This is a genomic window from Roseobacter sp. HKCCA2468 (assembly GCF_037805105.1).
Classification (GTDB): Bacteria; Pseudomonadota; Alphaproteobacteria; order Rhodobacterales; family Rhodobacteraceae; genus M30B80.
The window spans coordinates 1,217,852-1,243,700 of the sequence record NZ_JBBLYN010000001.1 but is presented as its reverse complement, the minus strand read 5'-3'; the positions used below and the strand labels follow the sequence as shown (position 1 = coordinate 1,243,700).

Here is a 25,849-nt window from a genome sequence, read left to right as displayed (position 1 = left end):
AGTGGAAATGGGACAGATCACATTAAACAAAGTGTCCAAGAAATTCGGGGATGTCGAAGTTATTCCGCCGCTGGATTTGGACATTAATGATGGCGAGTTTGTCGTCTTTGTCGGCCCATCAGGCTGTGGGAAATCCACGCTTTTGCGTTTGATCGCAGGGCTTGAGGATGTCAGCGATGGCGCGGTGATGATTGACGGGGTGAATGCAACTGACATTGCCCCAGCCAAGCGCGGTCTGGCGATGGTGTTTCAGTCTTACGCGCTTTATCCGCATATGTCGGTGCGTAAGAATATCGCGTTTCCGCTGCGTATGGCAGGGCTGAGCAAACATGAACAAGATGCCCGTGTTGCGCAAGCGGCAGAGGTGTTGAACCTGACGGATTATCTCGACCGTAAGCCAGGGCAATTATCGGGTGGTCAGCGTCAGCGCGTGGCCATTGGCCGTGCCATCGTGCGCGAGCCTGCCGCATTCTTGTTTGATGAGCCTTTATCAAACCTAGATGCGGCGTTGCGGGTTGGGATGCGCCTTGAGATCAGCGAATTGCACAAGCGCCTGAAGACCACGATGATCTATGTGACCCATGATCAGGTCGAGGCGATGACCATGGCCGATAAGATCGTGGTCTTGCGTGCAGGCGTTATCGAACAGGTGGGTAGCCCGTTGGAGCTGTATCAGCGCCCTTGCAACACCTTTGTAGCAGGCTTTATCGGATCACCCAAGATGAACCTGTTAGGCGGTGATCTGGCTACACCTTATGGCGCCCATACGATTGGCATCCGCCCCGAGCATTTGGAAATTTCCACAAGCAAAGGCACATGGTCAGGACAGGTTGGTGTGTCTGAACATTTGGGGTCTGACACGTTTTTGCACGTTCAAATCGAGGGCCATGCCGAACCGATCACCGTGCGGATCTCGGGTGAGATGGACGTAGATTACGGCGCGACTGTGCATTTGACGCCAAACCCCGATCACATCCACCGCTTTGATGCAAAGGGGCTCCGCCAGTCATGACACGGCTTCTTGGGAAAAAGGCGCTGATCACGGGGGCTGCGCGCGGCATCGGATACGCGTTTGCGCAGCGCTACATTGCAGAAGGCGCAGAGGTTGCGATTGGCGACATTAACATAACCCGCGCCCGAGAGGCGGCAGCGGCGCTTGGCCCCAAGGCGTGCGCGGTTGAAATGGATGTGACAGACCAAGCCAGTATCGAAGCAGCCGTGGATCAAGTTGAAGCCAGCCTTGGTAGGATTGATATATTGATAAACAATGCGGCGCTTTTCACCGCTGCCCCCATTGTCGAAATCACGCGCGCCGATTTTGACAAGGTCTTTGCAATCAACGTGGCGGGCGTTCTGTTTACCATGCAGGCTGTCGCCAAGAAGATGATTGCCCGCGGGCAGGGGGGCAAGATTATCAATATGGCCAGCCAAGCAGGGCGGCGCGGTGAGGCCTTGGTGGGGGTCTACTGTGCCTCTAAAGCGGCTGTGATCAGTCTGACCCAATCCGCAGGGCTGAACCTCATTTCCCATGGGATCAATGTGAATGCGATCGCGCCTGGTGTGGTGGATGGCGAGCATTGGGACGGGGTGGATGCGTTTTTTGCAAAATATGAGGGCAAGCCGCTTGGCCAGAAAAAGCGCGAAGTAGGAGAAGCCGTGCCTTTCGGGCGCATGGGGCAAGCTGAAGATTTAACAGGCATGGCCGTGTTTCTTGCAAGCGCGGATGCCGATTACATCGTGGCCCAGACATATAATGTCGATGGCGGGAATTGGATGAGCTGATGCGAGACGTGCCGATGATTGCCCTTAGCCAAGATAACCTTTCAAGCCTGCCTTCAAAGATTGCGCGGCCCAGTTATGATCGAAGTGCGCTTTCGGCGGGAATTGTTCATATTGGTCTTGGGAATTTCCATCGAGCGCACCAATCGTGGTATTTGCATCGCCTGATGGAGCAGGGTTTGGCGCATGATTGGGCGATTATCGGTGCAGGCGTGCGCCCTTACGATGACGTGCAGCGTCAAAAAATGCTGGCACAGGATTGTCTGACGACATTGATCAAACTTGATCCCGAAGGTGTCTCTGCCGAAGTGGTCGGGTCGATGATTGATTACATCCCTGTGGTTGAGGGTAATGGCCCGCTGATCGCGCGCATGGCTGAGGCGGATATTCGGATTGTCGCCCTGACTGTGACCGAAGGTGGCTATTATATCGACCCTGTTACGCTCGGATTTGATGCGACCCATCCTGATATTGTGCATGATGTGGCCCATCCTGACCAGCCGCGCACGGCCTTTGGCGCGATTGTTGCGGCCTTGCGGCTGCGCCGTGCCAAGGAGCAGGGGCCAATCACGTTGCAATCTTGCGATAACCTACAGGGCAATGGCGCGGTTCTGCGTCAGACGATTGTGTCGCTTGCGCGTCTGATGGATGCTGATTTGGCCGATTGGATCAACACCGCCTGCAGCTTTCCCAATTCGATGGTGGATTGCATCGTCCCTGCGACAGGGCCGAATGAATTGGCCTTGGTCGAGGAGTTTGGTCTGCATGATCAAGTGCCCGTCACCCACGAGGCCTTTCGCCAATGGGTGATCGAAGATGATTTTTGTGCGGGCCGCCCCGATTGGGATTTGGCAGGTGCGACCTTCTCGGATCACGTTCACGCGTTCGAGGCGATGAAAATTCGCATTCTAAACGGCGGACATCAGGTGTTGGCCAATGCAGGTGAGGTTCTGTCACTTGCCACAATCTCTGCTGCGATGGGGGATGCGGATGTTGCGCCCTTTTTTGCAAAAGTGGTGCGCGAGGAAATCGCGCCCCTTGTGCAGCCCGTGCCAGATATGACCCCCGCCGATTATGTGACGCTGATTGAACGGCGCTTTGGCAATGAGATGATTGTCGACACAACGCGCCGCGTGGCGTTTGATGGCTCGTCCCGTCATCCAGGTTTTGTGCTGCCTTCGTTGCGCGATGGTTTGGAAAAGGGCAGCTCAATTTCAGGGCTCGCTTTGGTCGAGGCAGCATGGGCGCGCATGTGTGCCGCTACCCGCGAAGATGGAACAGCGATTGAAGCGAATGACCCTAATTGGTCTGATTTGCACCAGACGGCGCTTGTCGCAAAATCTGATCCAATGGCATGGCTTTCTATGTCGCGGATCTATGGTGATCTGGCCGATGATCCGCGCTTTGCTACAGCCTTTTGCCATTGGTTGACTTTGATTTGGTCGCAAGGGTTGCGCGCTGCTTTGCGCGCCTATGTGGCGGCGGATTAAGCCCTTGGCATTTGCAGGGTCTTTGCGCCTATAGTCGGGGCACATATCTTCGACAACAAAGGCCCGCAGCATGAAGCTAGAATTTCACCATATCAATTTCGTCTCCGAAGATGTGGATCGGTTGCACGCGTTCTACACGGGTGTTTTGGGGTTGGACGACATCCCAATCCAATCTTTCCCGCGCCCTGAGGCAACATCGCAAAGCGGGTATGATGGTAAAATTCGTTTTGCCACGGATGGGCAGATGCAAATGCATCTTGCCACAAAGGATTTGTCTGTCGCCTTTCGCAATGGCGAGGTGATCAACCCTGTCGAACGTGGGCATATTGCCTTTCGCACAGATGACATTGCAGCCTTTATGGCGCTGCTTGACCAACATAACATTCCCTATTCCGATTACGGCACTGCCTTTGCGAAAGAATGGCATCAGGTCTTTTTCCATGATCCCGAGGGCAATGTGATCGAGGTGCACCAAGCTGTATGATGGGGGGGCTGTGGCTTCTTTTTGGGGCGGCTTTCCTTGCGGCAAGCCTAATCCCCGCGCAATCTGAGGCGGTCTTGGTTGGTCTAATCCTTGGCCAGACCTATCCCGTCTGGCTGTTGGTCTTGGTCGCTGGGATTGGCAATGTTCTGGGCTCTTGTGTTAATTGGGGCTTGGGGCGCGTGGCTGAGACACAAGCCGATAAACGCTGGTTTCCGATATCCCGCGCCAATTTGGCCCGCGCGCAAGACCGCTATCAGCGTTGGGGATGGATCAGCCTTTTGGCCTCATGGGTGCCAATTATCGGTGATCCGATTACGCTTGCCGCAGGGGTGATGCGCGAGCCACTTTGGCGGTTTGTATTGGTTATCAGCATCGCCAAATTTGGTCGATATATCGTTTTGGCGACCACTGTTTTGGGTGCTGTGCATTTCTTTTGAGATTAGGGGTTTCCAGCGGGCATTCTTTCTCTATCTCCCCCCTTACACAGATCAAAGCCGAGGAAAAAATAATGAGTGATTGTGGATGCGGACGTTCGCCAACGGGTAAATGTGTGGGTTGGCATAATCTGACAGAAGAAGAATATCTCGAAAAGAAAGCCGCTTGGGAAAAGCGTCAGGCCGAAAAAGACGCCAAGTGATCCGCGCGGCACTCAAACGGTTTGGGGGTTGAGAAAGAGACTGATCTGCGTGCCGCTTTGGCCGCTCTTGATCTCAAGACCAATTCCCAAATCTGCCGCGCGCCGCCGCATCCCCATTAGGCCATAACCCTGTCGGGGTTCTGCCGTGACATCGAACGAAAAAGACGGGGCGCGTGACGGCGTATGGGGTGGGAAAGTCGCCCCATACGCCGTTTTCGTTTTGATGGTTAAAAGCGGAAATTAGGCAAATCAAAAAAATTATCATTTTGATCTTTTATGATAGGTATTAATTTTATAGGCTCGTCTTAAGCAGCGCTGCCCATTTAGGAGTTTGGGGCGGCGTTTTGGTTTCGTATGTTAGTTGGTGAGGGTAGTTTGATGTCAAAGCAGATGGCGCTGGTCGATCTTAATCTATTGGCCGAAACAAGCCGATTTCCAGTTTTGAAAGGTTTTATGCGTTCGCCAGCGCATTGGGAATTGCTGTGCAATATCTATGTCCTAGATGGCGATGAAACCTATGGCATCAACGACTATATCGACATGTGCAAAACGGGCAGTGTGACCCGATTGACGCTGTCCAATTTCCTGCGCGCGCAAATTTCGAATGGCGCTTTGGAGGTGCAATTTGGCGCCAAGAAAAGCCGCAAAACCCTGACCTTGTCCAACAGCCTGAAGGCAGAGGTCGAGAACTACTTTGCGCTGCGCACTCGCTTGATGAAAGAGCAAGCCTAAGCCAAAACGCGCCCTGAACTACGCCGCAAGTCGCCTTTGGTAGGCGCAGTGTCGCAGCATTGAGGGCGCAGATTGGTGAAATAGGTGTTTCACATGCCCCATGGCAGGGTTTATCAGCGTGATAGCAAACGCAATTGGCCGCGCCTATCTTGCGGATATGAACCTTGGGCTATCATTTTGGGGGATGGTTGGTGATGACCTCTTTTTCAGGACTTTCAAATAAACTCACTGGGTTGACACGGCGCAGCTTGATAGCGGCGGCCGTTGGCTTTGCTGCGCTCCCCTCTATGTCTCATGCGCAAGAGGTGACGTTACGACTTCACCAATTCTTGCCCGCACAATCCGTTGTGCCTGCGCAGATTTTGGATGTCTGGGCCGATAATGTCGAAGCGGCCTCTGGCGGTCGGATTGAGATTGAACGCTATCCATCTATGCAACTTGGTGGCACGCCGGCTGAATTGATTGACCAACTCCGCGATGGTGTGGCGGATATTGTTTGGACTGCGGTGGGCTATACGCCCGGCCGCTTCCCCACCACTGAGGTTTTTGAGCTGCCCTTCATGGTAGCAGATGCGGCAGCGGCCTCATACGCCTATTGGACGATGTTCGAGCGGCACATGGCGCAAGGTGAATTCGCCGATTACCATGTTTTGGGGACTTGGGTGCATGGCCCGGGCGTGTTCCATGCCAATGCGCCCATTTCGGTGCCCAGTGACCTTGAGGGGATGAAAATCCGTGGTGGCTCGCGACTTGTGAACCAACTGCTAGAGCAATTGGGGGCCGAACCAGTTGGTATGCCTGCCCCCGCTGTTCCCGAGGCTCTTTCGCGCGGCGTGATTGATGGTGCGACCTTCCCGTGGGAGGTTACATCCTCTGTGCGCGTGGCTGAGCTGATCTCTTATCACACCGAATTCGAAGGGCCTGCTGTCTATAACCTGACCTTTGTTATGGCGATGAATAAGGATGTTTACGCGGGGCTGCCCGATGATCTGAAGGCGGTCATTGACGCAAATTCAGGGCTAGAGTTCTCCGTTTTTGCAGGACGCACACAACAAGCTGCAGATGCGCCTGCGCGCGAGATTGCCGTGGATTTGGGAAATGAAATCATCACGATCCCAGAGGCGGATGCAGCCCAATGGCGCGATCTTGCCGCGCCTGTATACGAGGCATGGGTGGCCGATATGGCGGCGCAGGGGCGTGATGGCGCGGCTCTGATTGATGAGGCGCGCGCCTTGATGGCCGAATATGAGGCCGCAAACCCCTAAGCCCAAGTGGAAGGGGATATGCGCCCCATGTTGGACAGGTTCTTTCATCGCGTGGCGATTGGAATGGCCCTCGCGGGGGGCATTGTTTTATGCGCTGTGATTGTGATGGTGGGCCTGTCCGTTTTAGGGCGCGCCTCTAGCGACCTTGCTCATGGCCTGCGTGATAGTCTGCCTTTCGCACAAGCGCTGATTGACCTGGGCCTTGGGGCTATTCGTGGTGATTTTGAATTGGTCGAAGCGGCACTAGGGTTTGTCATTTTCGCCTTTATGCCCCTTGCGTCCTTGCAGCGCGCGCATGCACGGGTTGACCTATTGACCCCCTATCTGCCCCGCAGCGTAAAAAGGGGAAGTAATCACTTGAGCGCATGGGGATTTGCCACGGCATTTGCGGTCATGGCGGCTATGTTGTCATTGGGAACATGGTCAAAATATCAATCAGGTCAGACCTCGTTCATCCTCGCCATTCCCGTATGGATGCCGCAAGCGGCGGCTGTCATTGCGGCTTGGGTGGCGGCCATAGTCGCGCTCTATCTGGCGATGCACCAATTTGGGCAAGGGTCGCAAGATGAGTGATCTTTGGATTGGCATCCTGTCTTTTCCGACCTTGCTTGCGCTGATTTTTCTGCGCATCCCGATTGGGTTGGCGATGTTTGGGGTTGGCCTTTTGGGCCTGTGTGCCGTGCAGGGGGACGCCAGTTTGGCCTTAGGGCGGCTGCGCAGTGAAAGCTACACGACATTCTCAAATTATGCGCTCTCCATCATCCCGATGTTTCTATTGATGGGCCATTTCGCCACTTTGGGTGGAATGAGCCGTGCGCTTTTTGATGCGGCGGCCTCTTTCTTAGGGCATCGGCGGGGCGGGGTGGCGATGGCTGCGATTGGGGCCTGTGCGGGCTTTGGGGCCATTTGCGGCTCCTCTCTGGCCACAGCGGCCACGATGGGGCGGGTCGCCTTGCCCGAACTGCGCGCCAAGGGCTATTCGGGGGGGCTTGCCACCGCCACATTGGCGGCAGGGGGCACCTTGGGCATCTTGATCCCGCCCTCCATCGTTTTGGTGATCTACGCGATTCTGACGGAACAAAATATCGCTAAGCTTTTCGCCGCCGCCCTGATCCCTGGGGTTTTGGCGGCCCTTGGGTATATGGCGGCCATCGCGATTTATATGCGCCGCCACCCTCAGGAAGGCAGGCTGAGCCCGCGTGCCCCTTGGGCGATGCGCGCGCGGGCTTTGCGCGCAACTTGGCCTGTGTTGGCGGTGTTTTTGGTGGTGGTGGGCGGCATTTATGGGGGCATTTTCACCCCCACCGAGGGCGCTGCAATCGGCGCGCTTGGGGCGGGTGGTGTGGCTTGGGCGCAGGGCGGGTTGACGCGCGAAACCCTCGCGCAAAGTCTGCTGCAAACGGCAAGTTCGACCGCGATGATATTCTTCATCATTCTAGGCGCAGCCTATTTCAATGGGTTTCTTGCCCTCACCCAAGTGCCGCAAGGCTTGGCCGAATGGGTTGGGGGGCTGGGATGGAACCCCTATGTGATCCTCTTGCTGATCTTGTGCCTTTACCTGCTGTTTGGCTGCGTCATGGACAGCTTGTCGATGATCCTTCTCACGATACCGATTTTTTTCCCTGTCATCTTATCCCTTGATTTTGGGCTATTGGATTTCACTTCGCTGCAGCTTGAGGCTGTGGCCGAGGTTCTGCGCGGTGATCTCTCTGGCTTTGCAGCGGATCAATTGGCTGAGGCGCGGGCCGCCTTAGAGGCAGGCCTCCCCCTTGCCCAAGAAACGGCGCGGGCATTGGGGATCAATTTGACAGAGGCGCGTGTCGCGCGGATGGAGGCCGAATTGGTGGCTATTTGGTTCGGCATCCTTGTGCTGATTGTGGTGGAAACAGGGTTGATTACGCCACCCGTTGGGATGAACCTCTTTGTGATTTCCGCAATGGATCGCGATACGCCTGTCTCGGCCACCTATCGGGCGGTTCTTTATTTTGTCACCAGTGATCTGTTGCGCGTGGCCTTATTGGTGGCCTTTCCTGCGATCACTTTGATCTGGCTGATCTAAGCCTTGCTCGTGCCGCGCTGCGGGCTAGGATAGCAGAAATCTGAAAAACTTCGGCAGGGAGAGAGACGGCAATGGCAAAACTTGCATTTTTGGGCTTGGGCGTGATGGGCTATCCGATGGCGGGCCATCTGCAAAAAGCGGGTCACCAGGTTACAGTCTATAACCGCACCACCGCCAAGGCAGAGAAATGGGCGGCAGAGTATGGGGGCGGCTTCGCCACCACCCCGCGCGCTGCCGCCGAGGGCGCAGATGTGGTTTTGTCTTGCGTGGGCAATGACGATGATTTGCGCGCCGTTGTGCTAGGGGATGAGGGCGCTTTGGCGGGTATGGCCAAGGGCGCGCTTTACGTCGATCACACGACAGTTTCCGCGATTGTCACGCGTGAGCTTGGCGCAACCGCAGCCGCATCTGGTGTGGGTTGGGTTGATGCCCCCGTCTCAGGGGGGCAGGCAGGCGCAGAAAATGGACAACTTGCCATCATGTGCGGTGGCGCGGAAGCCGATTTCGCCCGTGCAGAAAGCATCGTTGCCGCCTATTCTAAGGCTACAGTCCATTTTGGGGAATTGGGCAATGGCCAAATCACCAAAATGATCAATCAAGTCTGTATCGCGGGCGCCATTCAAGCCGTTTCTGAAGGGCTGTTCTTCGCGATGCAGGCAGGTCTTGATGCGAAAAAAGTGGCAGCCCTTGTGTCGCAAGGGGCGGGTGGGTCATGGCAATTGGCCAATCGCGCCGAGACAATGGTGGACAATAAGTTCAATCACGGGTTTGCGGTGGATTGGATGCGCAAAGACCTCGCCATTGCCTTGGGGCAGGCCAAGGAATTGGGCATTTCACTGCCTGTGACTGCCATGGTGGATCAATATTACGGCGATGTGCAGGCTTCGGGGGGCGGACGTTGGGATACGTCTAGCCTGATCCAACGCTTCCGCAAATTGCATGATATGGATATCTAACGCATGGAACAGTCGGCGGCCCCCACAGATCTTGAGGGGTTTTTGCGGGATATCTTTGACGCGGCGATTGCCGCCGTTGATCCGCGCGCAATTCTTGCTCCCTATTTGCCTCAACGCCCAAAGGGCCGCGTGGTGGTTATGGGGGCGGGTAAGGCCACAGCGCGTATGGCGCAGGCGGTTGAGGCCGCATGGGGGCCATGCGAGGGGCTTATTGCCGTGCCCCATGGCGCAAGCCTGCCTTTGCAGGGGATCGAGGTGGTGGAAACCGCCCATCCCGTGCCTGATGCGGCCAGCGAAGCCACGGCCGTGCGTTTGCTTGAACTGGCGCAAGGCTTAGGCGCGGATGATCTTGCGCTGTTTCTCATTTCTGGTGGGGGATCGGCGCTGTTGGCCGCCCCCGCCCAAGGGGTTAGTCTCGCTGATAAGCAAGCGGTGCATCGCGCGCTTTTGCGCTCGGGCGCGTCCATTTCGCAAATGAATATTTTGCGAAAGCACCTCTCTGCGATCAAAGGCGGCCATCTGGCTGTGGCGGCGCATCCCGCGCAGGTGGTGACCCTCTTGATCTCGGATGTGCCAGGCGATGACCCCGCGATTATTGCATCGGGGCCGACTGTCCCTGACCCATCAACCATAGATGAGGCGCGCGCCATCGTGGGGCGCTACGCCCTTGATCTGCCGCCAAGCGTATCGGCGCGCCTCACTTCAGGGCATGGCACGCCGTCCGCGGATCACCCTGTATTCGGGGCCGCACAGACCCATATGATTGCAACGCCCATGGCGGCGTTACGCGCCGCGCAGGCTCGCGCGAAGGCGCTTTGGCCTGATCTGAGCGTGGTGATCTTGGGTGACGCTTTGGAGGGGGAAGCGCGCGATTTGGGCCAAGCCATGGCAGGGATCACGCAATCCATCTTGCGTCACGGCGCACCATTTTCGGCGCCTGTGTTGCTCTTGTCGGGCGGTGAAACCACTGTCACCATTGGGCAGACGAAGCCCGGGCGGGGTGGCCGCAATTCCGAGTTTCTTTTGTCCTTTGCCACGCATGCGCCCGAAGGGGTTTATGCTTTGGCCTGTGATACGGATGGGATAGATGGGGCAGGTACCAATGCGGGTGCGATCTGGTCGCCGCGCGTGGCCTGCCAAGGCGCAGAACTCGATAAACGCGCCTTTCTTGCTGCCCATGATGCATTGCAGTTTTTTGAGATGGCAGATGGTGTTGTCACCACTGGCCCAACCCATACCAACGTGAATGATTTTCGGGCCATCCTGATCCCTGCGGATGCTGCGCCATGATTGCCCTTGATGGTCTGAATTTTACGGCCCTTTCCGATTTTGACGCGATTTTGGATGTGCGCAGCCCATCTGAATTTGCAGAAGATCATATGCCCAATGCCATCAGTTGCCCCGTGCTGTCCGATGAGGAGCGCGCGCGGGTTGGCACGGTTTACAAACAAGACAGCCCCTTTGCCGCGCGCAAGATCGGGGCGGCCTTAGTTGCGCGGAACGCGGCGCATCACATTGAAACCCAACTGTCCCATCATGACGGCGCATGGCGTCCCTTGGTTTATTGTTGGCGTGGGGGGCAGAGATCCAATTCTTTCGCAACCATATTGCGCCAAATCGGATGGCGGGCAGAAGTGGTTGAGGGCGGCTATCGCGCCTATCGCAGATTGATCGTGGCACGGCTTTACGAACAGCCTTTGGGGCTGCGGATCATTCGCCTTGACGGCAATACGGGCAGCGCCAAGACGGAAATCTTGAACCGCCTTGATGCGCGCGGAGTGCAGGTTCTGGATCTTGAAGGCATGGCGCGCCACCGCGGTTCGAGCTTGGGTCAAATGGCAGGGGTGCAGCCGAGCCAAAAAGCATATGAATCTGCGATTGCCGCAAAACTGGGTCGCTTTGACCCGTCCCGCCCCGTTCTGGTTGAGGCAGAGTCTGCGCGCATCGGCATATTGCGCATACCGCCCATGCTGTGGGTCGCGATGCGCGACAGCCCGCGTATCATGCTAGATATCAGCGCTGCTGCCCGCGCCACCTATCTGGCCAAAGCCTATGCAGATTTAACCGCAGATCAGGCGGAATTTGCCGCGCGACTTGAGCATTTGCGCGGGCTGCAAAGCAACGAACGCCTTGATCAGTGGCAAGATATGATCCGCCAAGGGGCGTGGCCTGATTTGGCGCTTGAGTTGATCAAGCATCATTATGACCCTGCCTATGCGCGCTTGCGCAGCACAGAGGCAGAGGGGTCGCAGATGATGCGCATCACAAAAGGCAGCCTTGGCCCAGCAGAGATAGCCCAAATCGTGGATGAGATCGCAGCCGCGCTTTAACGGCGGCGGTCGCGCCTGGTGCTCATGGGTTGGAAGGCAACGCCAACATGGGCCTCGCAATAGGGTTTACCCTGTTGCACAGGCAGGCCGCAGAAATAAAAATTCTCTGTGGCGGGGTCGCCAATGGGCCATTTGCAGGTGCGCTCGGTCAATTCCATCAGGCTGATCCGCTTGGCGTGGTTTTCCACTTCTTTCACCTTAGCCAAGGCCTCGGGGCTGATTTCATTTGCCGAAGGCTGCGGCGGCAATGGTTGACCTGCGGGAACAATCGGCTTGCGCAAAGGCGTGACATTATTCGCGCGTGGCACAGGGGCTGTGGCAGGGGCTTCTGTCGCGGGCTTGGCTTCTGCCGCGGGGCGCGGCTTAGGGCTTGGTTTCGCCTCAGCGGCTGTGTCGCGCTTTGCATTGGCGCGCGCCGTTGCGGCGTTTGGCTCGGCAGGGGCCTTCGTCTCTTTGGGCGCTTTGGCCGTGCTTGCAGGGGTGGTGGTCGAGCGGTTCGACAAACCCAAGCGATGCACTTTGCCGATGACGGCATTGCGCGTCACCCCGCCCAACTCTTTAGCGATTTGGCTTGCGGATTGCCCTTCGGCCCACATTTTCTTGAGTAGCTCTACGCGCTCATCGGTCCAGGACATCACGTCCCTCCTGCATCAGATATGGCTTTGTGGCCCTTGCGGCCCATCCTTACACAGCGCAATCGCGCCAGTCATAAAGATAGGGATATGGGCGTTTTACACCCGAAAGTGAAGCCCTATTCTAACTGTCCCACTCGCCAAGACAAGAGGCGAAGCGGTGGCGAAAGGTCAAGGTGGGGGCTGACCTTGTCAAAGCATGGGGGGTTGAGATGCGGCAGGGGCTGCTCTACCTGTTGGGGCATTGATAAAGGGCGGAGAGCAGGCAATGTCAGCAGAGATGGGCGCGCGCCGATTTGGTCGGATGAATTGGTTGGGTCTTTATACTTTGATCTGGCGCGAGGTGATGCGCTTTGCCACGGTATGGAGCCAAACAATTCTCGCGCCATTGGTCACGGCCGCCTTATTCATTGCGATTTTCTCACTTGCCATTGGTGCAAAGCGCGGGGATGTGATGGGGGTGCCGTTTGTGCATTTCATTGCGCCGGGGATATTGATGATGACAGTCATCCAGAACGCCTTTGCCAACACGTCCTCCTCCCTCGTCATTTCAAAGGTGCAGGGCAATATCGTTGATACATTGATGCCGCCCTTGAGTCCGCTTGAATTGGTTGTGGGGTATATGGCGGGCGGTATCTCGCGCGGGATTTTGGTGGCGCTTTGCACGATGGTGGTGATTTTTCCCTTCATCGGGCTTGGGGTTGCGCATCCCCTTTGGGCGCTTGTCTTTGTGATCCTTGGCGCGGGGTTTTTGGGTCTTGTCGGCGTTGTCGCGGGGATCATCGCGCAGAAATTCGACCAAATTGCCGCGATCACAAATTTCATTGTGACCCCGCTGAGCTTTCTTTCAGGCACGTTCTATTCGATCGAGGGGCTGCCCAATTGGCTTTATGTGGTGAGCCACGTTAACCCAGTTTTCTACCTGATTGATGGTTTGCGCTATTCAGTCTTGGGGGTGTCGGACAGCAGCCCCGTTTTGGGGCTCGCTGTCGCAGGTGGCGCCACAATTGCCATTGCCTTTGTGGCTTGGGCGATGTTCCGTTCAGGCTATCGCCTCAAAAGTTAAAGACCAAGACACCACCGCATCACGGCTTTTTGAGCGTGCAGGCGGTTTTCGGCCTCGTCAAAGATCACGGATTGTGGGCCATCCATCACCTCATTGGTGACTTCTTCGCCGCGATGCGCGGGCAGGCAATGCATGAATAACGCATCTTCCTTGGCCTGTGCCATCAGCGCGGCATTGATCTGATAGGGGCGCAATTGGTTGTGGCGGCGTTCCTTGGTGGTTTGGCTGTCATGCATCGACACCCATGTATCTGTTACAACCAAATCTGCCCCCTCCACGGCACGCGCAGGATCGCGCACAATTTCGATTTTCGAACCTTTGGCGCGGGCTTCTTCGATGAAGACGCGCTCAGGATCAAGGGTTTCGGGGCCAGTGAAGGTCAGGTCAAACCCAAACTGCCCTGCGGCATGGATCATTGAGGCGCAGACATTGTTCCCGTCTCCCGACCAGACCACTTTTTTGCCTGCAATCGGCCCGCGATGTTCCTCATAGGTCAGGATGTCGGCCATGATCTGGCAGGGGTGGGTGCGATTGGTCAGCCCGTTGATGACAGGCACGGTGGCATTCTCTGCCAATTCCAACAGCACATCTTCCTCGAAGGTGCGGATCATGATCAGATCAACATAGCGAGACAACACCCGCGCCGTATCTGCAATGGTTTCGCCATGGCCAAGCTGCATTTCGCTGCCAGAAAGCACCATGGATTGACCGCCCATCTGGCGCACGCCCACATCGAACGAGACGCGGGTGCGGGTCGAGGGCTTTTCAAAGATCAGCGCCACCATATGCCCCGCAAGCGGCTGCGTGTCATCGGCTGCCCCTTTGGGCCGGCCTGCCCGTGCTTGTTTCATCGCGGCTGCCTGATCAATCATGGCCCGTAAATCGCTTGGCGTTGTTTTATGGATATCGAGAAAATGGTTCATTGTTTTTTCTTTCATTCGCGGCAGCGATCACGCGCCTGCGTCAAGGGTTTCAAGCGCATGTGACAGGCGAGACACAGCCTCTTGCGCTTCGTTTTCGGTCAAGGTGAGGGGGGGCAGCAGGCGCACCACATTATCCGCAGCAGGCACGCTGAGCATCAATTGCGTTTGCGCGGCGCGCACAAGGTCAAGGTTGCTGATTTTGCACTTCAGACCGAGCATCAGACCCTTGCCGCGCACCTCCTCTAGATGGTTGGGGAATTGTGCGATCAAACCCTCCAAGCCCTGACGCAACACACCGCTGACCCGCGAGACATGATCAAAAAATCCATCTTCTAGCATGGCCTCCATAACGGCGGTGCCAACCGCACAGGCCAAAGGATTGCCGCCATAGGTTGACCCGTGGCTGCCTGCAACCATGCCGCTGCCCGCGTCTTCGGTGGCGAGAACCGCACCCAGTGGAAAGCCGCCGCCAATGCCCTTGGCGACCATCATAATGTCAGGGGTCACGCCTGCCCATTCATGGGCGAACAGCCGCCCCGTGCGGCCCATGCCACATTGCACCTCATCAAAGATCAGCAGCGTGCCTGTCTTGTCGCACAGATCACGCAGACCTTTTAGGCATTGCTCAGGCACGGGACGAATCCCGCCTTCGCCTTGGATGGGCTCGATGATGACGGCGCAGGTTTGATCTGTGATGGCCGCTTCAAGCGCGGCGTGGTCGCCCCATTTCAAATGCGTGAAATTTGGCATTAACGGGCCAAAGCCCTTGACCATCTTCTCAGACCCTGCCGCCGCAATTGCACCCGTTGAACGGCCGTGAAACGCGCCCTCAAAGGCGACAATCTCGACACGATGCGCCGCGCCTTTTTCAGCATGATATTTGCGTGCCATCTTGATCGCCAATTCGGCGCTCTCGGTGCCTGAATTGGTGAAAAAGACCCGATCTGCGAATGTATGTTCGGTCAACAGATCACCAAGCCGCTCCTGTTCAGGGATCGTGTAGAGATTGGAGACGTGCCACAGTTTGTGTGCTTGGTCGCTGAGCGCCTGCACCAATTTGGGATGGGCATGACCAAGCGCGTTGACCGCAATGCCCGCCGTCATGTCCAAAAATCGGCGACCATCTGCCTCGACCAGCCAAGCGCCTTCACCCTTCACGAAGGAAAGCGGGGTGCGGTTATAGGTTGGAAGAATCGAGGAAGTCATCGCTCGGAAATCCTTGTGGTTGACCGCGTCATCAGCGGTTTTGTGAAAGTCGGGATTGAACAGAGGAAAATGCTGCTGCGCAAGGGCAGCGGGACAAAAAATGCACCAAATCCCACACCAGAAGCGGCGGGGAGGGCCAAGGCCTTAGCGTCGGCGGCGCTTTTGCGCGATAGGATGCGGTTTTGTTGTCATGTGCTGCGGCATAAAGTGTTTTCTGCCAACAGGCCAGAGAAAAAACGGCGCCCATCTGAGGGCGCCGTTTTTATACTTTACGCAACTTGTGCCAAGGCTTGTTTCGGGGTCACGCCAAGGGCGGCGCAAATATCGCGCGTCAATTCAGGCGTGTTGAGCGTGTAGAAATGCAAATCCTCAACGCCGCCTTCGATCAAATCGGTGCAAAGTTCGGTGCACAGGGCGGTCGACAGCAGCGTTTCACGGTCATCGCGGATCGCCTTTTCATAGGCCTCATCCACCCAAGCGGGGATATGCGCGCCGCAGGCCGATGCAAATCGGCGCACGCGTGTCCAATTGTTGACAGGCAAAATTCCAGGAATAATCGGTGCAGTGATCCCTGCATCCGCACAAGCATCGCGGAAGCGGAAAAACGTATCAGCTTCAAAGAAAAACTGTGTGATTGCGGAATTCGCACCTGCATCAACCTTGCGCTTCAGGAACTCGACACAGGCATCTAGGTTTTCTGCCTCTGGATGCGGGTCAGGATAGGCGCCCACACGTAGGTGGAATTTGCCCGTTTTGGCCAAGGCCTCAACCAATTCGACCGAACTTGCAAATCCCTCAGGATGGGGGGTGAATTTGCCCGCACCTTTCGGTGGGTCGCCGCGCAATGCCACGATCTCGGTCACGCCCGCCTCAGCATAGCTGTCCGCAATGGCCAAAGTTTCTTCGCGGGTCGCGTTGACACAAGTCAGATGCGCCGCAACCGCAACGCCATAATTAGCGTGGATTGTTTTCACAGCATCATGGGTCAAGTCCCGCGTTGTGCCGCCTGCGCCATAGGTCACGGAGACAAACTCGGGCGAGAGCGGGGCCAACTTGCCCAATGTGTCCCACAGGCGGAAGGAGGCCTCAATCGACTGAGGTGGGAAGAACTCGAATGAAATGCGCGGTGTGGACATGGTGATTCTGAAATCCTTGAATTGCTTGAGATCTTGTCGCATAGAGATGTTCAGTGAAGCAAATTCATAAAATTCATCATCAACATGAGGTTGATATGCATATCGAGTTCCGTCACCTGCGGACGATCAAAGCGATCCATGAATGCGGTGGCCTCGCCAAAGCGGCGGATCAGTTGCACATCACGCAAAGTGCCTTGAGCCATCAGATCAAGGGGCTTGAGGATCAAGCGGGGTTGGAACTGTTTGTGCGCCGCTCCAAACCCATGCGGCTTTCTGCGGCGGGGATGAAGCTATTGCGTTTGGCTGAAGAGGTTTTGCCACGTATCGAGGCCTTGGAAGATGAGTTTTCAGGCCTTCGGTCTGGCAAAGCGGGGCGGTTGCATATCGCCATTGAATGCCACGCCTGTTTTGACTGGCTTTTGCCCGTGCTTGAGGCCTTCCGCACCGCATGGCCAGAGGTTGATGTCGATATTCGCCCCGGTTTGCAATTCGAGGCCCTGCCCGCCCTTCTGCGCGAGGAGGTGGATTTGGTTGTCTCCTCTGATCCAGAAGATTTGGATGGGGTCGATTTTACCCCGCTCTTTGATTACGAGCCCGTTTTTATCTGCTCTAAGGATCATCCGCTCGCACAAAAGGATTTCATCAACGCCGAGGATTTCGCGCAGGAAACCTTGATCACATACCCCGTAGATCGCGCGCGGCTAGATGTATTTACCGAAGTTTTGATGCCCGCAGGGATCGAGCCAAAAGCAATTCGGCGGGTCGAGCTGTCTGCCGTGATCGTGCTTTTGGTGGCCTCTATGCGCGGGGTGGCGGTTTTGCCCGATTGGGTTGTGCGGGGGCAGGCGTTGCAAAACGCCTCTATTGTCTCGAAACGCCTGACACAAAGCGGGGTGACCAAACGCCTTTATGGGGCCACGCGTGCCGAAGATACGGCCAAGCCCTTTATGGCCAATGTGCTGCGCCTTGCGCGCACTGAGCCACCAAAATTACAGCGCCGTGGTTAGGGCGCGCGCAGATTTTGAAGAAATCGCGCCCCTGCACCCTTGGCACTTGGCCCCGCGCGGGCTATAGGGCGCGCCTGTTGCTTGGGCGAAACGCCCCCCGAAAGGAATACCGCGATGCAAGGTTCTGCAAATCTCAACGTCATGATCAAAGCTGCCCGTAAAGCGGGGCGCAGCTTGTTGAAAGATTTCCGTGAGGTTGAGAACCTTCAAGTTTCTTCAAAAGGGCCGGGCGATTTCGTAAGCCGTGCGGATCGGGCCGCGGAGGAAATTCTGCGCGAGGAATTGATGGGCGCACGCCCCAATTATGGCTTCTTGGGAGAAGAAGGTGGCGAGATTGCAGGCACTGACCCAACCCGCCGTTGGATTGTTGACCCGCTTGATGGCACGACAAACTATTTGCATGGTCTGCCCCATTGGGCCGTGTCCATTGCGCTTGAGCATAAGGGCGAGGTCGTCTCTGCGGTGGTATATGATCCAAGCCGCGATGAATTGTTTTTTGCCGAAAAAGGTGCGGGTGCTTGGCTCAATGACAGCCAACGCTTGCGCGTCTCGGCCCGCAATCGTTTGATTGAATCAATCTTTGCAATGGGCGTTCCTTTCGGCACGCAGAAATATCTGCCCGCTGTCTTGCGCGATATGGGGCAGCTTTTGCCTGTTTGCGCGGGGGTTCGCCGCTTGGGTGCAGGTTCGCTTGATCTCGCCTATGTGGCGGCGGGGCGGTATGAGGGCTTTTGGGATTACCACCTAAAGCCATGGGATTTTGCCGCAGGTCTGTTGATCGTGCGCGAAGCGGGCGGCTTTGTTGAGCCGATCCGCGAAGGGCAGGATATGATGGTGGATGGCCACCTGATTGCCGCGGCTGAGCCGATTTTCGAGGCTTTTGCGAAAATCATCCGCAGCCGCGAGGACAGCTAAACCGCGCGCGCTTTGGGATGGGCGGTTTCGTAAATCTCAACCAATCTTTTCGTGTCAATCGCAGTGTAGGCTTGGGTTGTCGATAGGCTTGCATGGCCAAGCAATTCTTGAATGGCGCGCAAATCGCCCCCTGCATTTAGCAGATGGGTCGCAAAACTGTGTCGCAGCGCGTGCGGTGTCGCGCTTGGGGGCAGGCCAAGCTGCATCCGTGCTTTCTCGACAATCAGTGCAATGATGCGCGGGTTTAGCGCGCCGCCGCGAATGCCGCGAAAAAGTGGCGCATCGGCGGTCAATTCATAAGGGCACAGGTCGGCATAGCGCGCCAATGCGTTGCGTGCAGCGGGCAAAACGGGCAATTCGCGTTCCTTATTGCCCTTGCCGCGCACCCGTAAGACATCGCCCAAGGGGAGGGTCGCCCCTGTGAGGGCCAAAGCCTCACCACGGCGCAAACCGCACCCATAAAGCAGGGTGACAAGCGCCAAATCTCGGGCCTGCACCCATGGGCGGTGATCTTCGCTCGACACTTGGTCAAGCAGGTGGCGTGCGTCCCCTTCGCTCAGAGGGCGCGGCAGGCTGCGTTGATAGCGGGGCGCGCGCATAGAGAGCACCACGCTTGCATCAAAGCCATCGTGGTCTGACCACCAATTGTAAAAACTGCGCACCGATGACAAGGCGCGCGCCAAAGATCGGGCTGATACACCGCGCGCGCGCATCGCGGCCATATAGGCCCGCATATCGCGCAAGCTGACCGATTTTAGGGCGTTTGGGCCGCGGTTATCTGGGTCATGGCGGGCGTGAAATTCAAGAAAATCACGCAGATCCCGCCCATAGGCCTCGATCGTGGCCTCCGCACGCCCCTCCACCCCGCGCAAATGGGTGATCCATCGCTCGAAAAGATCACGGGTGGCGGGGGCAATCAGCATGGGTTTAGCCCAAATAGGTATCCATCACGCGCTCATAGACGCCTGCAAAAAACGCCAAGAGGTCAGTCCCTTGGCTTGGGCGGAATTGATGCGGGTCTTCTGCGGCAAAAGCCAACATCCCAGGCAGCCGATCTGGCCCCATATCCAGGCGCACAAGACCTTCGGATTTGATCCATTCTGCGGCCGTGCCAAAAACCTGTTCGGCATGGGGGCTTGCGCCGCGCAATGTAACCTGACGCGAGGGCACATCGCGCCCGCCTGTGAGATAGGCATCAACAAAACCAGCGGGCACGATGGAGAGAACCTCATCAAGACCGCTCAGGTCATCGGGGTCACGTTCTTCGGCCTCATGACTTTCGAGAACCAGTTTCGCGCGATCAACGCGCAGGATTTCAGGCAGGTCTGCGGCTGTAATTTTCAAAAAATCTTCGAAATTCTCGGCCTCTAACACACGCAAAACGGCGCGGTGAATTTGATTGGTGCCCGTCAGATTTTCATAGGCCGCCGCGATCACAGAGCGATGCGTGTCCTCTAGGCGTTCAAGGCGGCTTTCCAATCGCTCCATTGCAATGCCGCGCATATCGACCACATTACCGCCCATCAGCCGATCATTGGCCGAGATCAGAACGCGCATTAGGTCGCGATCCTCTAGGATGAGTTCGGGGTCTTTGAGAACGCGCTCACGCCAATCGCCGAGCATTTCTGCTTTCTGTGTCACTGTCCTTGCCTCATTCTGCGCGCCCCGCCTTTTGGGGGGCATCTCATTTGTGCCACGGTCTGGTGCCGTGTTGTTTACTCGCTACGCCGTCACCTTACACCAAAGCTTTTCCGATTTCTGCCCTGTTTTTTCGCTTCTGCAAATTATGGGGCGGTGGGGGCTTGGTTTTGGTGCTTTTCATCGCGGCGCTTGCGTGGTTCTTTGCATATATCCCGCTCGACCTTGAATGCAAAAGAGAATGAACGCCAACGCGATGGAAGCTGATTATTTCACTGAAGGGGCGCTTGTTGGTGTGCTGACCGCTGAACCGCTGGATCGCGTGCTGGATTATCGCGCGCCAGAGGGGGGCTGTGGGATTGGTGCCTTTGTCGAAGTGCCGCTTGGGCCGCGGCGCGTGATTGGCGTGGTTTGGGGCCGGGGGCAGGGGGGCTATGACCCTGCAAAAATTCGTAAAATCGCGAATGTGGTGGATGTGGCCCCAATGCGCCCTGAAATGCGCCAATTTCTAGAGCGCGCTGCGCAATACACCTTTACGCCCTTATCAGCGATGCTGCGTTTGGCCACGCGTGCGCCTGCCTTGGGGGCTTCGCCTCAAGCGCGCAGGCTCTATACGCGGGGGGCGACCATGCCAGCACGGATGACGGATGCGCGGGCCCGTGTCATGGATGTGATTGACGAATATGGCGGCGCCGCGCTGTCGCAAACCGAATTGGCGCAGGCGGCAGGGGTCAGCAGCGCGGTCATCAAAGGATTGGTCGAACAAGGCGCATTGGCGCAAGTCGAGGCCCCCCGCGATGCGCCTTTCCCCGCTTTGGATCATCACCTTGAGGGCAAGACCCTCAGCCCCGATCAGGCCGATATCTCGCGCCGCTTGCGCCACAAAATTGCGGCAGGCGGCTTTGGGGCCAGTTTACTCAAGGGGGTCACGGGGTCAGGCAAAACCGAAGTCTATCTTGAGGCGGTTGCGGAAGCTTTGGCGAAAGGCCAACAGGCGCTTGTCCTTTTGCCTGAGATTGCCCTTTCTGCCGAATTCCTGACGCGGGTTGAAGCGCGGTTTGGTGCGCGCCCTGCCGAATGGCATTCAGGGATTACCATGGCCGAACGGCGGCGCGTCTGGAAAATGGTGGGCGAAGGGGGGGCGCAATTGGTGGTGGGCGCGCGCTCTAGCCTGTTCTTGCCGTTCCGCGATTTGGGTTTGATCGTGGTCGATGAAGAACATGATGCCTCCTACAAGCAGGAAGACGGCGTGTTCTACAATGCCCGCGATATGGCTGTTCTGCGCGGCTCCGTTGCAGGCGCGCAGGTGATCTTGGCATCGGCGACCCCTTCGCTTGAGACATGGGCGAATGCGGAGGCGGGCAAATATGAACGCTTTGATCTGCCCGCGCGGTTTGGCGCGTCTGAATTGCCACAGATGAGTGCGATTGATATGCGCCTTGAGGATGTGCCCTCGGGGCAATGGATTTCACCGAGTTTGGCGCATGAGGTGGCGGCGCGTATTTCGGCCGGTGAGCAAAGCTTGCTGTTCCTCAATCGCCGTGGCTTTGCGCCGATCACCCTATGCCGTGCTTGCGGCGTGCAAATCGCCTGTGATCATTGTGATGCCCGCATGGTTGAACACCGCTTTCTAAAGCGGCTGATGTGCCATCAATGCGGCGAGACGAAAGATATTCCCGAAACCTGCCCCGCCTGTGGCGTTGAGGGGAAGTTGACGGCCTTAGGGCCTGGGGTCGAACGCATTGCCGAAGAGGCGCAAGCCCTGTTTCCACAGGCGCGCGTGGCGATTTTATCATCGGATTTGTTTGGCTCCGCCCGCGCGCTGAAAGCGCAGATTGCTGAGATTGCCGAAGGCGGATGCGATATTATCATCGGCACGCAATTGGTGGCCAAGGGGCATAATTTCCCGAACCTCACCTTGGTTGGGGTGGTGGATGCTGATCTTGGGTTGCACGGCTCTGACCTGCGCGCGGCTGAGCGCAGTTTTCAGTTGATGCGCCAAGTTGCAGGCCGCGCAGGGCGCGCTGAAAAAGCAGGGGTCGCCGTGATGCAGACCTATCAGCCCGAGCACCCCGTGATCACCGCCATTCTGGCCAATGATGATGAGGGGTTCTGGCGTGCTGAGGCCGCGATGCGCGAAGCGGCCGCGATGCCACCCTATGGCAGGCTTGCGGGGATCGTGATCTCAAGCCCCGATTTGGCCGAATGTTTTGATCTGGGCAATCATCTGGCCCGCCATGATGGCGCGCTGCGCCAGATTGAGGCGCAGGTTTTTGGCCCTGCCCCTGCGCCTGTCGCACGGGTGCGGGGGCGGCATCGTGTGCGCCTTTTGGTCAAGGCCCCAAAAGGCGCGCCCATTCAAGCGGCGCTTGCGCATTGGCTGAACGGATTGAAATATTCGAACAAGCTGCGTCTCTCGGTCGATATTGATCCGCAAAGTTTCTATTGATCTGGCAATTTTTGCGCGGGAACTTCCCTTGGCGCGCAAGCCCCGTTAGAAGGCGAGGGTGATTTGACAAGAAGGATCGCATCCATGAGCGCGCGCGGCACATATCCTGACCCCAAGGCAGGGATCATGCAGATTGCCCTTTATCAGGGCGGATTGAGTGCGCTTCAGGGGCATCAAAACCCGATTAAACTTTCGTCAAACGAAAATCCGTTCGGGCCAAGCCCCAAGGCCCGCGCGGCGATTGAGGCGGCAGCGGCGGATATGCACCGCTACCCTGACACGGGTCACACGGCCTTGCGCGAAGCCATAGGCGCGCTGCACGGGCTTGACCCTGATCGCATTATCTGTGGCGTTGGTTCGGATGAGGTCATCCAATTTCTGTGCCATGCTTTTGCGGGGCAGGGGGATGAGGTTCTGTTCACCGAGCATGGATTTGCCATGTATCGCATCTGTGCGCTGATGGTTGGCGCCACACCCGTTGAGGTTCCCGAGGCGGATTTTCGTGTCGATATTGATGCCGTGATCGCAGGGATAACGCCGCGCACCCGATTGGTGTTTATTGCTAACCCTGCAAACCCAACAGGCACTTTTCTTAGCCATGAGGAATTGACGCGTTTGGCCGATGCTATCCCGCCAAATTGTTTGTTGGTGATTGATGCGGCCTATGCAGAGTTTGTTGATGGGTATGATGGCGGTGCAAGCCTCGCAACAGAGCGCGACAATGTTGTGATGACCCGCACCTTTTCCAAGCTTTATGGGCTTGGGGGCCTGCGGGTGGGGTGGGGCTATGGCGCGAAAGGGTTGATTGAAATTTTAACGCGTTTGCGTCAGCCCTTTAACCTCTCAACCCTTGCGCTTGCAGGGGCAGAAGCGGCGATTGCAGACCAAGACTTTGCCCAAAATTCGGTGCGCATCAACAATGCCGAACGCGATACCCTGACGCGAGGCTTGCGTGATTTAGGGATCAAAGTGTCGGACAGTGAAGCGAACTTCATCTTGGCCCGTTTCGAGGATGAGGCGACCGCTGACGCGGCTGATGCGTTTTTCAAATCGCGCGGCATTATCGTGCGGGCGCCAAAGTCTTATAAAATTCCGCACGGGCTGCGGATCACCATCGGGCGGCCCGAGGATAATGTTCATGTTCTGGCGGCAATGCGCGCCTTTAGGGGGGCGAAATGAGCCAGCTTTACACCCGTGTTGCCCTCATCGGTCTGGGGCTGATTGCAGGCTCAATGTCGCTTGCGATGCGCCGCGCGGGTCTTGCAGGCGAGGTGGTGGGCTATGCCCGCTCGCCCCAGACGCGGGATGTCGCGCGCGAAATTGGGCTTTGTGATCATATCGCGGATGATCTGGCAAGCGCGGTCGCGGGTGCGGATTTGGTGGTTCTTTGCGTGCCTGTTGGCGCGATGGAGGCCGTAGCGCGTGAAATGGCCCCGCATTTGGCCACAGGTGCCACAATCTCCGATGTGGGATCGGTGAAGCGCGCGGTGATCGATGCGGTCGCCCCGCATTTGCCACAAGGGGTGGAATTCATCCCTGCGCACCCGCTTGCAGGCACCGAACATTCTGGCCCCCGTTCGGGCTTTGCCGAGTTGTTTGATAATCGCTACGTCCTCCTCACCCCAGAGGCAGACAGCAACCCTGATGCGGTGGCGCGATTGCGCGCCCTATGGCAAGGGTGCGGTGCCAAGGTTGAGGAGATGGACGCAGATCATCACGATCTGGTTCTTGCCGTCACCAGCCATACACCGCATTTGATCGCCTACACGATGGTCGGTGTCGCTGATGATTTGCGCCGCGTGACAGATAGCGAAGTGATCAAATATTCTGCGGCGGGTTTCCGTGATTTCACCCGCATTGCAGCCTCTGATCCGACCATGTGGCGGGATGTTTTCTTGTCCAACAAAGATGCCACCCTAGAGATTTTGGGGCGCTTTACCGAAGAATTATTCGCCTTGCAGCGCGCTATTCGGCGGGGCGATGGGGATCATCTGCACGCCTATTTCACCCGCACCCGCGCCATTCGGCGCGGCATTATTGAGGCGGGGCAGGATACAGATGCGCCTGATTTTGGGCGGATCGCGCGCAAGAAAGATTAACGCAGGATCAAGCGTGGTGCGGGGCCAATGGGGATCGGCCCTGCAAAGACCGCACCCCCGCTAAAGCGTAAGATGATATCTAGGTTTTCGGGCTGGCCCGAGAGCTGCGCAAAAAGCCCAAGCCCGCCATCTAGCATTTGATACAGGTCTTGCGAGATGACCCGAGCGCGCAAGGCCATATCTAACATCGCGCGCCAGTTTTCTGCCCTGAGCGCCAGATCACCCTCAGCTATGCCTTGTGCATCCACTGTGACCGCACCCGAAGCGCGCAAAACCATATCCCCCCAGATGGCAGAGGCTTCGTCAATTTGGATGGCCGTAAATTGCGGGCGGGCCTTTTCAAGCGCATCCAAATCCCACGGGCGATCAAAGGTCAAAGTGGCATCAAGGCTGGATTGCTCGAAAATCGTAGGCATGACCCCCGCAGGATCAAGCCGCGCGCGCAGGCCTTGGGGGAGAGATAACCCCTCGATTGCGGCGTTCAGATCATAGGTTTGATCCTCATTCTGCAATCGGGTGAATGTGATCGTGGCCGCGTCTAAACTGGCCTGCCAAGCAGCGTCATTCGCGCGTTGAAGGGTGAGATCGCGCAACTGGGTCGCCGCCCCTGACACTGCCAGATTGCGGGTTGGTTCAAGCTGTAAATTGGACTGAAACTGCGCCGAGGCGATATCGAAACGTGCTTCGGGCGTGGCAAAAACATGGGCGCTTGGCCATGTAACGGATATGTCCCCTGCAGACAGCAAGGCCTGATCAATCAAGATTGCTGGGCCTGACCAAAGCCACCCTGTTTCAGGGTCAGCCAGTTCCAAATTCGGGATTGTGGCATTCAGGCTGAGGGGAAAGCCCTTCACCTCAATCGGATCATGTGAGACAAGCCACCCATCGGCTTGGCGTGCTTCGAACCATGCTGCGAGGGTCGATTTGCTTGCTGCGGCAAGCCCAAACCAAACCCCACTGGCCAACAGGCAAAGGGCCGCGATGATGATAAGAACCTTTTTCATGCGCCATTCCTTAACGCTGCGCGTCAGGACTGCCAAGCGCCA

Annotated in this window: 27 protein-coding genes; 19 read left to right on the top strand and 8 right to left on the bottom strand. The window is 57.0% G+C overall.

Features of this window, described 5'->3' with window-relative positions; all coding sequences use genetic code 11:
• Nucleotides 1–7 precede the first annotated feature (7 nt).
• The 13 genes from AAC620_RS06225 to mnmH all read left to right on the top strand — a co-directional run bounded on the left by AAC620_RS06225 (nucleotide 8) and on the right by mnmH (nucleotide 11,732).
• Nucleotides 8–1,012: an ABC transporter ATP-binding protein gene (locus AAC620_RS06225; protein WP_340243451.1), complete on the top strand. Its 1,005-nt coding sequence runs from the start codon at nucleotides 8–10 to the stop codon at nucleotides 1,010–1,012.
• Nucleotides 1,009–1,782, top strand: coding sequence for an L-iditol 2-dehydrogenase (locus AAC620_RS06220; protein ID WP_340243450.1), 774 nt, complete (start codon nucleotides 1,009–1,011; stop codon nucleotides 1,780–1,782). The genes AAC620_RS06225 and AAC620_RS06220 overlap by 4 nt, the downstream gene beginning before the upstream one ends.
• Nucleotides 1,782–3,269, top strand: coding sequence for a mannitol dehydrogenase family protein (locus AAC620_RS06215; RefSeq protein ID WP_340243449.1), 1,488 nt, complete (start codon nucleotides 1,782–1,784; stop codon nucleotides 3,267–3,269). The genes AAC620_RS06220 and AAC620_RS06215 overlap by 1 nt, the downstream gene beginning before the upstream one ends.
• Nucleotides 3,270–3,339: 70 nt before the next feature.
• Nucleotides 3,340–3,753, top strand: a complete 414-nt coding sequence (locus tag AAC620_RS06210) for a VOC family protein (RefSeq protein WP_317656331.1) — start codon at nucleotides 3,340–3,342, stop codon at nucleotides 3,751–3,753.
• On the top strand, nucleotides 3,750–4,190 hold the full coding sequence (locus AAC620_RS06205; RefSeq protein WP_340243447.1) for a YqaA family protein: 441 nt from the start codon (nucleotides 3,750–3,752) through the stop codon (nucleotides 4,188–4,190). Before AAC620_RS06210 ends, AAC620_RS06205 begins: the two co-directional genes overlap by 4 nt.
• Before the next feature lie 71 nt (nucleotides 4,191–4,261).
• Nucleotides 4,262–4,390, top strand: a complete 129-nt coding sequence (locus AAC620_RS06200; protein ID WP_317656328.1) for a hypothetical protein — start codon at nucleotides 4,262–4,264, stop codon at nucleotides 4,388–4,390.
• A gap of 378 nt (nucleotides 4,391–4,768) precedes the next feature.
• The gene (locus tag AAC620_RS06195) at nucleotides 4,769–5,122 is read left to right on the top strand and encodes a hypothetical protein (RefSeq protein WP_340243444.1); all 354 of its coding nucleotides are present in this window, start codon (nucleotides 4,769–4,771) and stop codon (nucleotides 5,120–5,122) included.
• A 194-nt stretch (nucleotides 5,123–5,316) separates the two neighbouring features.
• Nucleotides 5,317–6,387: a TRAP transporter substrate-binding protein gene (locus tag AAC620_RS06190; protein WP_445322442.1), complete on the top strand. Its 1,071-nt coding sequence runs from the start codon at nucleotides 5,317–5,319 to the stop codon at nucleotides 6,385–6,387.
• Between the two features lie 27 nt (nucleotides 6,388–6,414).
• On the top strand, nucleotides 6,415–6,960 hold the full coding sequence (locus tag AAC620_RS06185; RefSeq protein WP_340243440.1) for a TRAP transporter small permease: 546 nt from the start codon (nucleotides 6,415–6,417) through the stop codon (nucleotides 6,958–6,960).
• Nucleotides 6,953–8,446, top strand: a complete 1,494-nt coding sequence (locus AAC620_RS06180; protein ID WP_340243438.1) for a TRAP transporter large permease — start codon at nucleotides 6,953–6,955, stop codon at nucleotides 8,444–8,446. The genes AAC620_RS06185 and AAC620_RS06180 overlap by 8 nt, the downstream gene beginning before the upstream one ends.
• Nucleotides 8,447–8,517: 71 nt before the next feature.
• Complete coding sequence (locus AAC620_RS06175) at nucleotides 8,518–9,402, top strand: NAD(P)-dependent oxidoreductase (protein WP_340243437.1); 885 nt, start codon at nucleotides 8,518–8,520, stop codon at nucleotides 9,400–9,402.
• A gap of 3 nt (nucleotides 9,403–9,405) precedes the next feature.
• On the top strand, nucleotides 9,406–10,692 hold the full coding sequence (locus AAC620_RS06170) for a glycerate kinase type-2 family protein (RefSeq protein WP_340243435.1): 1,287 nt from the start codon (nucleotides 9,406–9,408) through the stop codon (nucleotides 10,690–10,692).
• A complete protein-coding gene (gene mnmH / locus AAC620_RS06165; RefSeq protein ID WP_340243433.1) occupies nucleotides 10,689–11,732 on the top strand; it encodes a tRNA 2-selenouridine(34) synthase MnmH in 1,044 nt (347 codons plus the stop codon). The genes AAC620_RS06170 and mnmH overlap by 4 nt, the downstream gene beginning before the upstream one ends.
• On the opposite strand, the gene AAC620_RS06160 is transcribed toward mnmH, so the two are convergent.
• The gene (locus AAC620_RS06160) at nucleotides 11,729–12,367 is read right to left on the bottom strand and encodes a GcrA family cell cycle regulator (RefSeq protein ID WP_340243432.1); all 639 of its coding nucleotides are present in this window, start codon (nucleotides 12,365–12,367) and stop codon (nucleotides 11,729–11,731) included. The two genes, mnmH and AAC620_RS06160, sit on opposite strands and share 4 nt — an antisense overlap.
• A gap of 265 nt (nucleotides 12,368–12,632) precedes the next feature.
• On the opposite strand from AAC620_RS06160, the gene AAC620_RS06155 reads away from it, so the two are divergent.
• Nucleotides 12,633–13,430: an ABC transporter permease gene (locus tag AAC620_RS06155; protein ID WP_340243430.1), complete on the top strand. Its 798-nt coding sequence runs from the start codon at nucleotides 12,633–12,635 to the stop codon at nucleotides 13,428–13,430.
• Here the strand turns inward: AAC620_RS06155 and argF are convergent.
• The 4 genes from argF to AAC620_RS06135 all read right to left on the bottom strand — a co-directional run bounded on the left by argF (nucleotide 13,427) and on the right by AAC620_RS06135 (nucleotide 16,898).
• The gene (argF, locus tag AAC620_RS06150; protein ID WP_317656314.1) at nucleotides 13,427–14,353 is read right to left on the bottom strand and encodes an ornithine carbamoyltransferase; all 927 of its coding nucleotides are present in this window, start codon (nucleotides 14,351–14,353) and stop codon (nucleotides 13,427–13,429) included. The two genes, AAC620_RS06155 and argF, sit on opposite strands and share 4 nt — an antisense overlap.
• 27 nt (nucleotides 14,354–14,380) lie before the next feature.
• A complete protein-coding gene (locus tag AAC620_RS06145; protein ID WP_340243428.1) occupies nucleotides 14,381–15,559 on the bottom strand; it encodes an aspartate aminotransferase family protein in 1,179 nt (392 codons plus the stop codon).
• Nucleotides 15,560–15,828: 269 nt separating this feature from the next.
• On the bottom strand, nucleotides 15,829–16,695 hold the full coding sequence (gene metF / locus AAC620_RS06140) for a methylenetetrahydrofolate reductase [NAD(P)H] (RefSeq protein WP_340243426.1): 867 nt from the start codon (nucleotides 16,693–16,695) through the stop codon (nucleotides 15,829–15,831).
• A 50-nt stretch (nucleotides 16,696–16,745) separates the two neighbouring features.
• On the bottom strand, nucleotides 16,746–16,898 hold the full coding sequence (locus tag AAC620_RS06135; RefSeq protein WP_340243638.1) for a hypothetical protein: 153 nt from the start codon (nucleotides 16,896–16,898) through the stop codon (nucleotides 16,746–16,748).
• On the opposite strand from AAC620_RS06135, the gene AAC620_RS06130 reads away from it, so the two are divergent.
• Nucleotides 16,830–17,702 carry a LysR family transcriptional regulator gene (locus AAC620_RS06130; RefSeq protein WP_340243634.1) on the top strand — a complete coding sequence of 291 codons (873 nt, stop codon included), beginning with the start codon at nucleotides 16,830–16,832 and terminating at the stop codon, nucleotides 17,700–17,702. The two genes, AAC620_RS06135 and AAC620_RS06130, sit on opposite strands and share 69 nt — an antisense overlap.
• Nucleotides 17,703–17,816: 114 nt before the next feature.
• Nucleotides 17,817–18,617: an inositol monophosphatase family protein gene (locus tag AAC620_RS06125; RefSeq protein ID WP_317656307.1), complete on the top strand. Its 801-nt coding sequence runs from the start codon at nucleotides 17,817–17,819 to the stop codon at nucleotides 18,615–18,617.
• Here AAC620_RS06125 and AAC620_RS06120 read toward each other — a convergent pair.
• Together AAC620_RS06120 and AAC620_RS06115 are read right to left on the bottom strand one after the other, a co-directional pair.
• Nucleotides 18,614–19,540, bottom strand: coding sequence for a tyrosine recombinase XerC (locus AAC620_RS06120; RefSeq protein ID WP_340243424.1), 927 nt, complete (start codon nucleotides 19,538–19,540; stop codon nucleotides 18,614–18,616). The genes AAC620_RS06125 and AAC620_RS06120 overlap by 4 nt on opposite strands.
• A 4-nt stretch (nucleotides 19,541–19,544) precedes the next feature.
• Entirely contained in the window at nucleotides 19,545–20,258 is a 714-nt protein-coding gene (locus AAC620_RS06115; RefSeq protein ID WP_445322441.1) for a DUF484 family protein, read from the bottom strand.
• Between the two features lie 226 nt (nucleotides 20,259–20,484).
• Here AAC620_RS06115 and AAC620_RS06110 point away from each other — a divergent pair, with 226 nt between their 5' ends.
• The 3 genes from AAC620_RS06110 to AAC620_RS06100 all read left to right on the top strand — a co-directional run bounded on the left by AAC620_RS06110 (nucleotide 20,485) and on the right by AAC620_RS06100 (nucleotide 24,803).
• Complete coding sequence (locus AAC620_RS06110) at nucleotides 20,485–22,704, top strand: primosomal protein N' (protein ID WP_445322440.1); 2,220 nt, start codon at nucleotides 20,485–20,487, stop codon at nucleotides 22,702–22,704.
• An 84-nt stretch (nucleotides 22,705–22,788) separates the two neighbouring features.
• On the top strand, nucleotides 22,789–23,883 hold the full coding sequence (hisC, locus tag AAC620_RS06105; RefSeq protein WP_340243423.1) for a histidinol-phosphate transaminase: 1,095 nt from the start codon (nucleotides 22,789–22,791) through the stop codon (nucleotides 23,881–23,883).
• Nucleotides 23,880–24,803: a prephenate/arogenate dehydrogenase family protein gene (locus AAC620_RS06100; RefSeq protein WP_340243421.1), complete on the top strand. Its 924-nt coding sequence runs from the start codon at nucleotides 23,880–23,882 to the stop codon at nucleotides 24,801–24,803. Before hisC ends, AAC620_RS06100 begins: the two co-directional genes overlap by 4 nt.
• On the opposite strand, the gene AAC620_RS06095 is transcribed toward AAC620_RS06100, so the two are convergent.
• Nucleotides 24,800–25,807 (bottom strand): DUF2125 domain-containing protein, encoded by a 1,008-nt coding sequence (locus AAC620_RS06095; RefSeq protein WP_340243420.1) that lies wholly within the window; start codon nucleotides 25,805–25,807, stop codon nucleotides 24,800–24,802. The genes AAC620_RS06100 and AAC620_RS06095 overlap by 4 nt on opposite strands.
• Between the last annotated feature and the right edge of the window lie 42 nt (nucleotides 25,808–25,849).

What these genes read in the sequence shown, in the direction of transcription:
- AAC620_RS06225 (WP_340243451.1), top strand. Translation starts at nt 8, where the DNA reads ATGGGACAGATCACATTAAACAAAGTGTCCAAGAAATTCGGGGATGTC.
- AAC620_RS06220 (WP_340243450.1), top strand. Translation starts at nt 1,009, where the DNA reads ATGACACGGCTTCTTGGGAAAAAGGCGCTGATCACGGGGGCTGCGCGC.
- AAC620_RS06215 (WP_340243449.1), top strand. Translation starts at nt 1,782, where the DNA reads ATGCGAGACGTGCCGATGATTGCCCTTAGCCAAGATAACCTTTCAAGC.
- AAC620_RS06210 (WP_317656331.1), top strand. Translation starts at nt 3,340, where the DNA reads ATGAAGCTAGAATTTCACCATATCAATTTCGTCTCCGAAGATGTGGAT.
- AAC620_RS06205 (WP_340243447.1), top strand. Translation starts at nt 3,750, where the DNA reads ATGATGGGGGGGCTGTGGCTTCTTTTTGGGGCGGCTTTCCTTGCGGCA.
- AAC620_RS06200 (WP_317656328.1), top strand. Translation starts at nt 4,262, where the DNA reads ATGAGTGATTGTGGATGCGGACGTTCGCCAACGGGTAAATGTGTGGGT.
- AAC620_RS06195 (WP_340243444.1), top strand. Translation starts at nt 4,769, where the DNA reads ATGTCAAAGCAGATGGCGCTGGTCGATCTTAATCTATTGGCCGAAACA.
- AAC620_RS06190 (WP_445322442.1), top strand. Translation starts at nt 5,317, where the DNA reads ATGACCTCTTTTTCAGGACTTTCAAATAAACTCACTGGGTTGACACGG.
- AAC620_RS06185 (WP_340243440.1), top strand. Translation starts at nt 6,415, where the DNA reads ATGTTGGACAGGTTCTTTCATCGCGTGGCGATTGGAATGGCCCTCGCG.
- AAC620_RS06180 (WP_340243438.1), top strand. Translation starts at nt 6,953, where the DNA reads ATGAGTGATCTTTGGATTGGCATCCTGTCTTTTCCGACCTTGCTTGCG.
- AAC620_RS06175 (WP_340243437.1), top strand. Translation starts at nt 8,518, where the DNA reads ATGGCAAAACTTGCATTTTTGGGCTTGGGCGTGATGGGCTATCCGATG.
- AAC620_RS06170 (WP_340243435.1), top strand. Translation starts at nt 9,406, where the DNA reads ATGGAACAGTCGGCGGCCCCCACAGATCTTGAGGGGTTTTTGCGGGAT.
- mnmH (WP_340243433.1), top strand. Translation starts at nt 10,689, where the DNA reads ATGATTGCCCTTGATGGTCTGAATTTTACGGCCCTTTCCGATTTTGAC.
- AAC620_RS06160 (WP_340243432.1), bottom strand. Translation starts at nt 12,367, where the DNA reads ATGTCCTGGACCGATGAGCGCGTAGAGCTACTCAAGAAAATGTGGGCC.
- AAC620_RS06155 (WP_340243430.1), top strand. Translation starts at nt 12,633, where the DNA reads ATGTCAGCAGAGATGGGCGCGCGCCGATTTGGTCGGATGAATTGGTTG.
- argF (WP_317656314.1), bottom strand. Translation starts at nt 14,353, where the DNA reads ATGAACCATTTTCTCGATATCCATAAAACAACGCCAAGCGATTTACGG.
- AAC620_RS06145 (WP_340243428.1), bottom strand. Translation starts at nt 15,559, where the DNA reads ATGACTTCCTCGATTCTTCCAACCTATAACCGCACCCCGCTTTCCTTC.
- metF (WP_340243426.1), bottom strand. Translation starts at nt 16,695, where the DNA reads ATGTCCACACCGCGCATTTCATTCGAGTTCTTCCCACCTCAGTCGATT.
- AAC620_RS06135 (WP_340243638.1), bottom strand. Translation starts at nt 16,898, where the DNA reads ATGGCTCAAGGCACTTTGCGTGATGTGCAACTGATCCGCCGCTTTGGC.
- AAC620_RS06125 (WP_317656307.1), top strand. Translation starts at nt 17,817, where the DNA reads ATGCAAGGTTCTGCAAATCTCAACGTCATGATCAAAGCTGCCCGTAAA.
- AAC620_RS06120 (WP_340243424.1), bottom strand. Translation starts at nt 19,540, where the DNA reads ATGCTGATTGCCCCCGCCACCCGTGATCTTTTCGAGCGATGGATCACC.
- AAC620_RS06110 (WP_445322440.1), top strand. Translation starts at nt 20,485, where the DNA reads ATGCAAAAGAGAATGAACGCCAACGCGATGGAAGCTGATTATTTCACT.
- hisC (WP_340243423.1), top strand. Translation starts at nt 22,789, where the DNA reads ATGAGCGCGCGCGGCACATATCCTGACCCCAAGGCAGGGATCATGCAG.
- AAC620_RS06100 (WP_340243421.1), top strand. Translation starts at nt 23,880, where the DNA reads ATGAGCCAGCTTTACACCCGTGTTGCCCTCATCGGTCTGGGGCTGATT.
- AAC620_RS06095 (WP_340243420.1), bottom strand. Translation starts at nt 25,807, where the DNA reads ATGAAAAAGGTTCTTATCATCATCGCGGCCCTTTGCCTGTTGGCCAGT.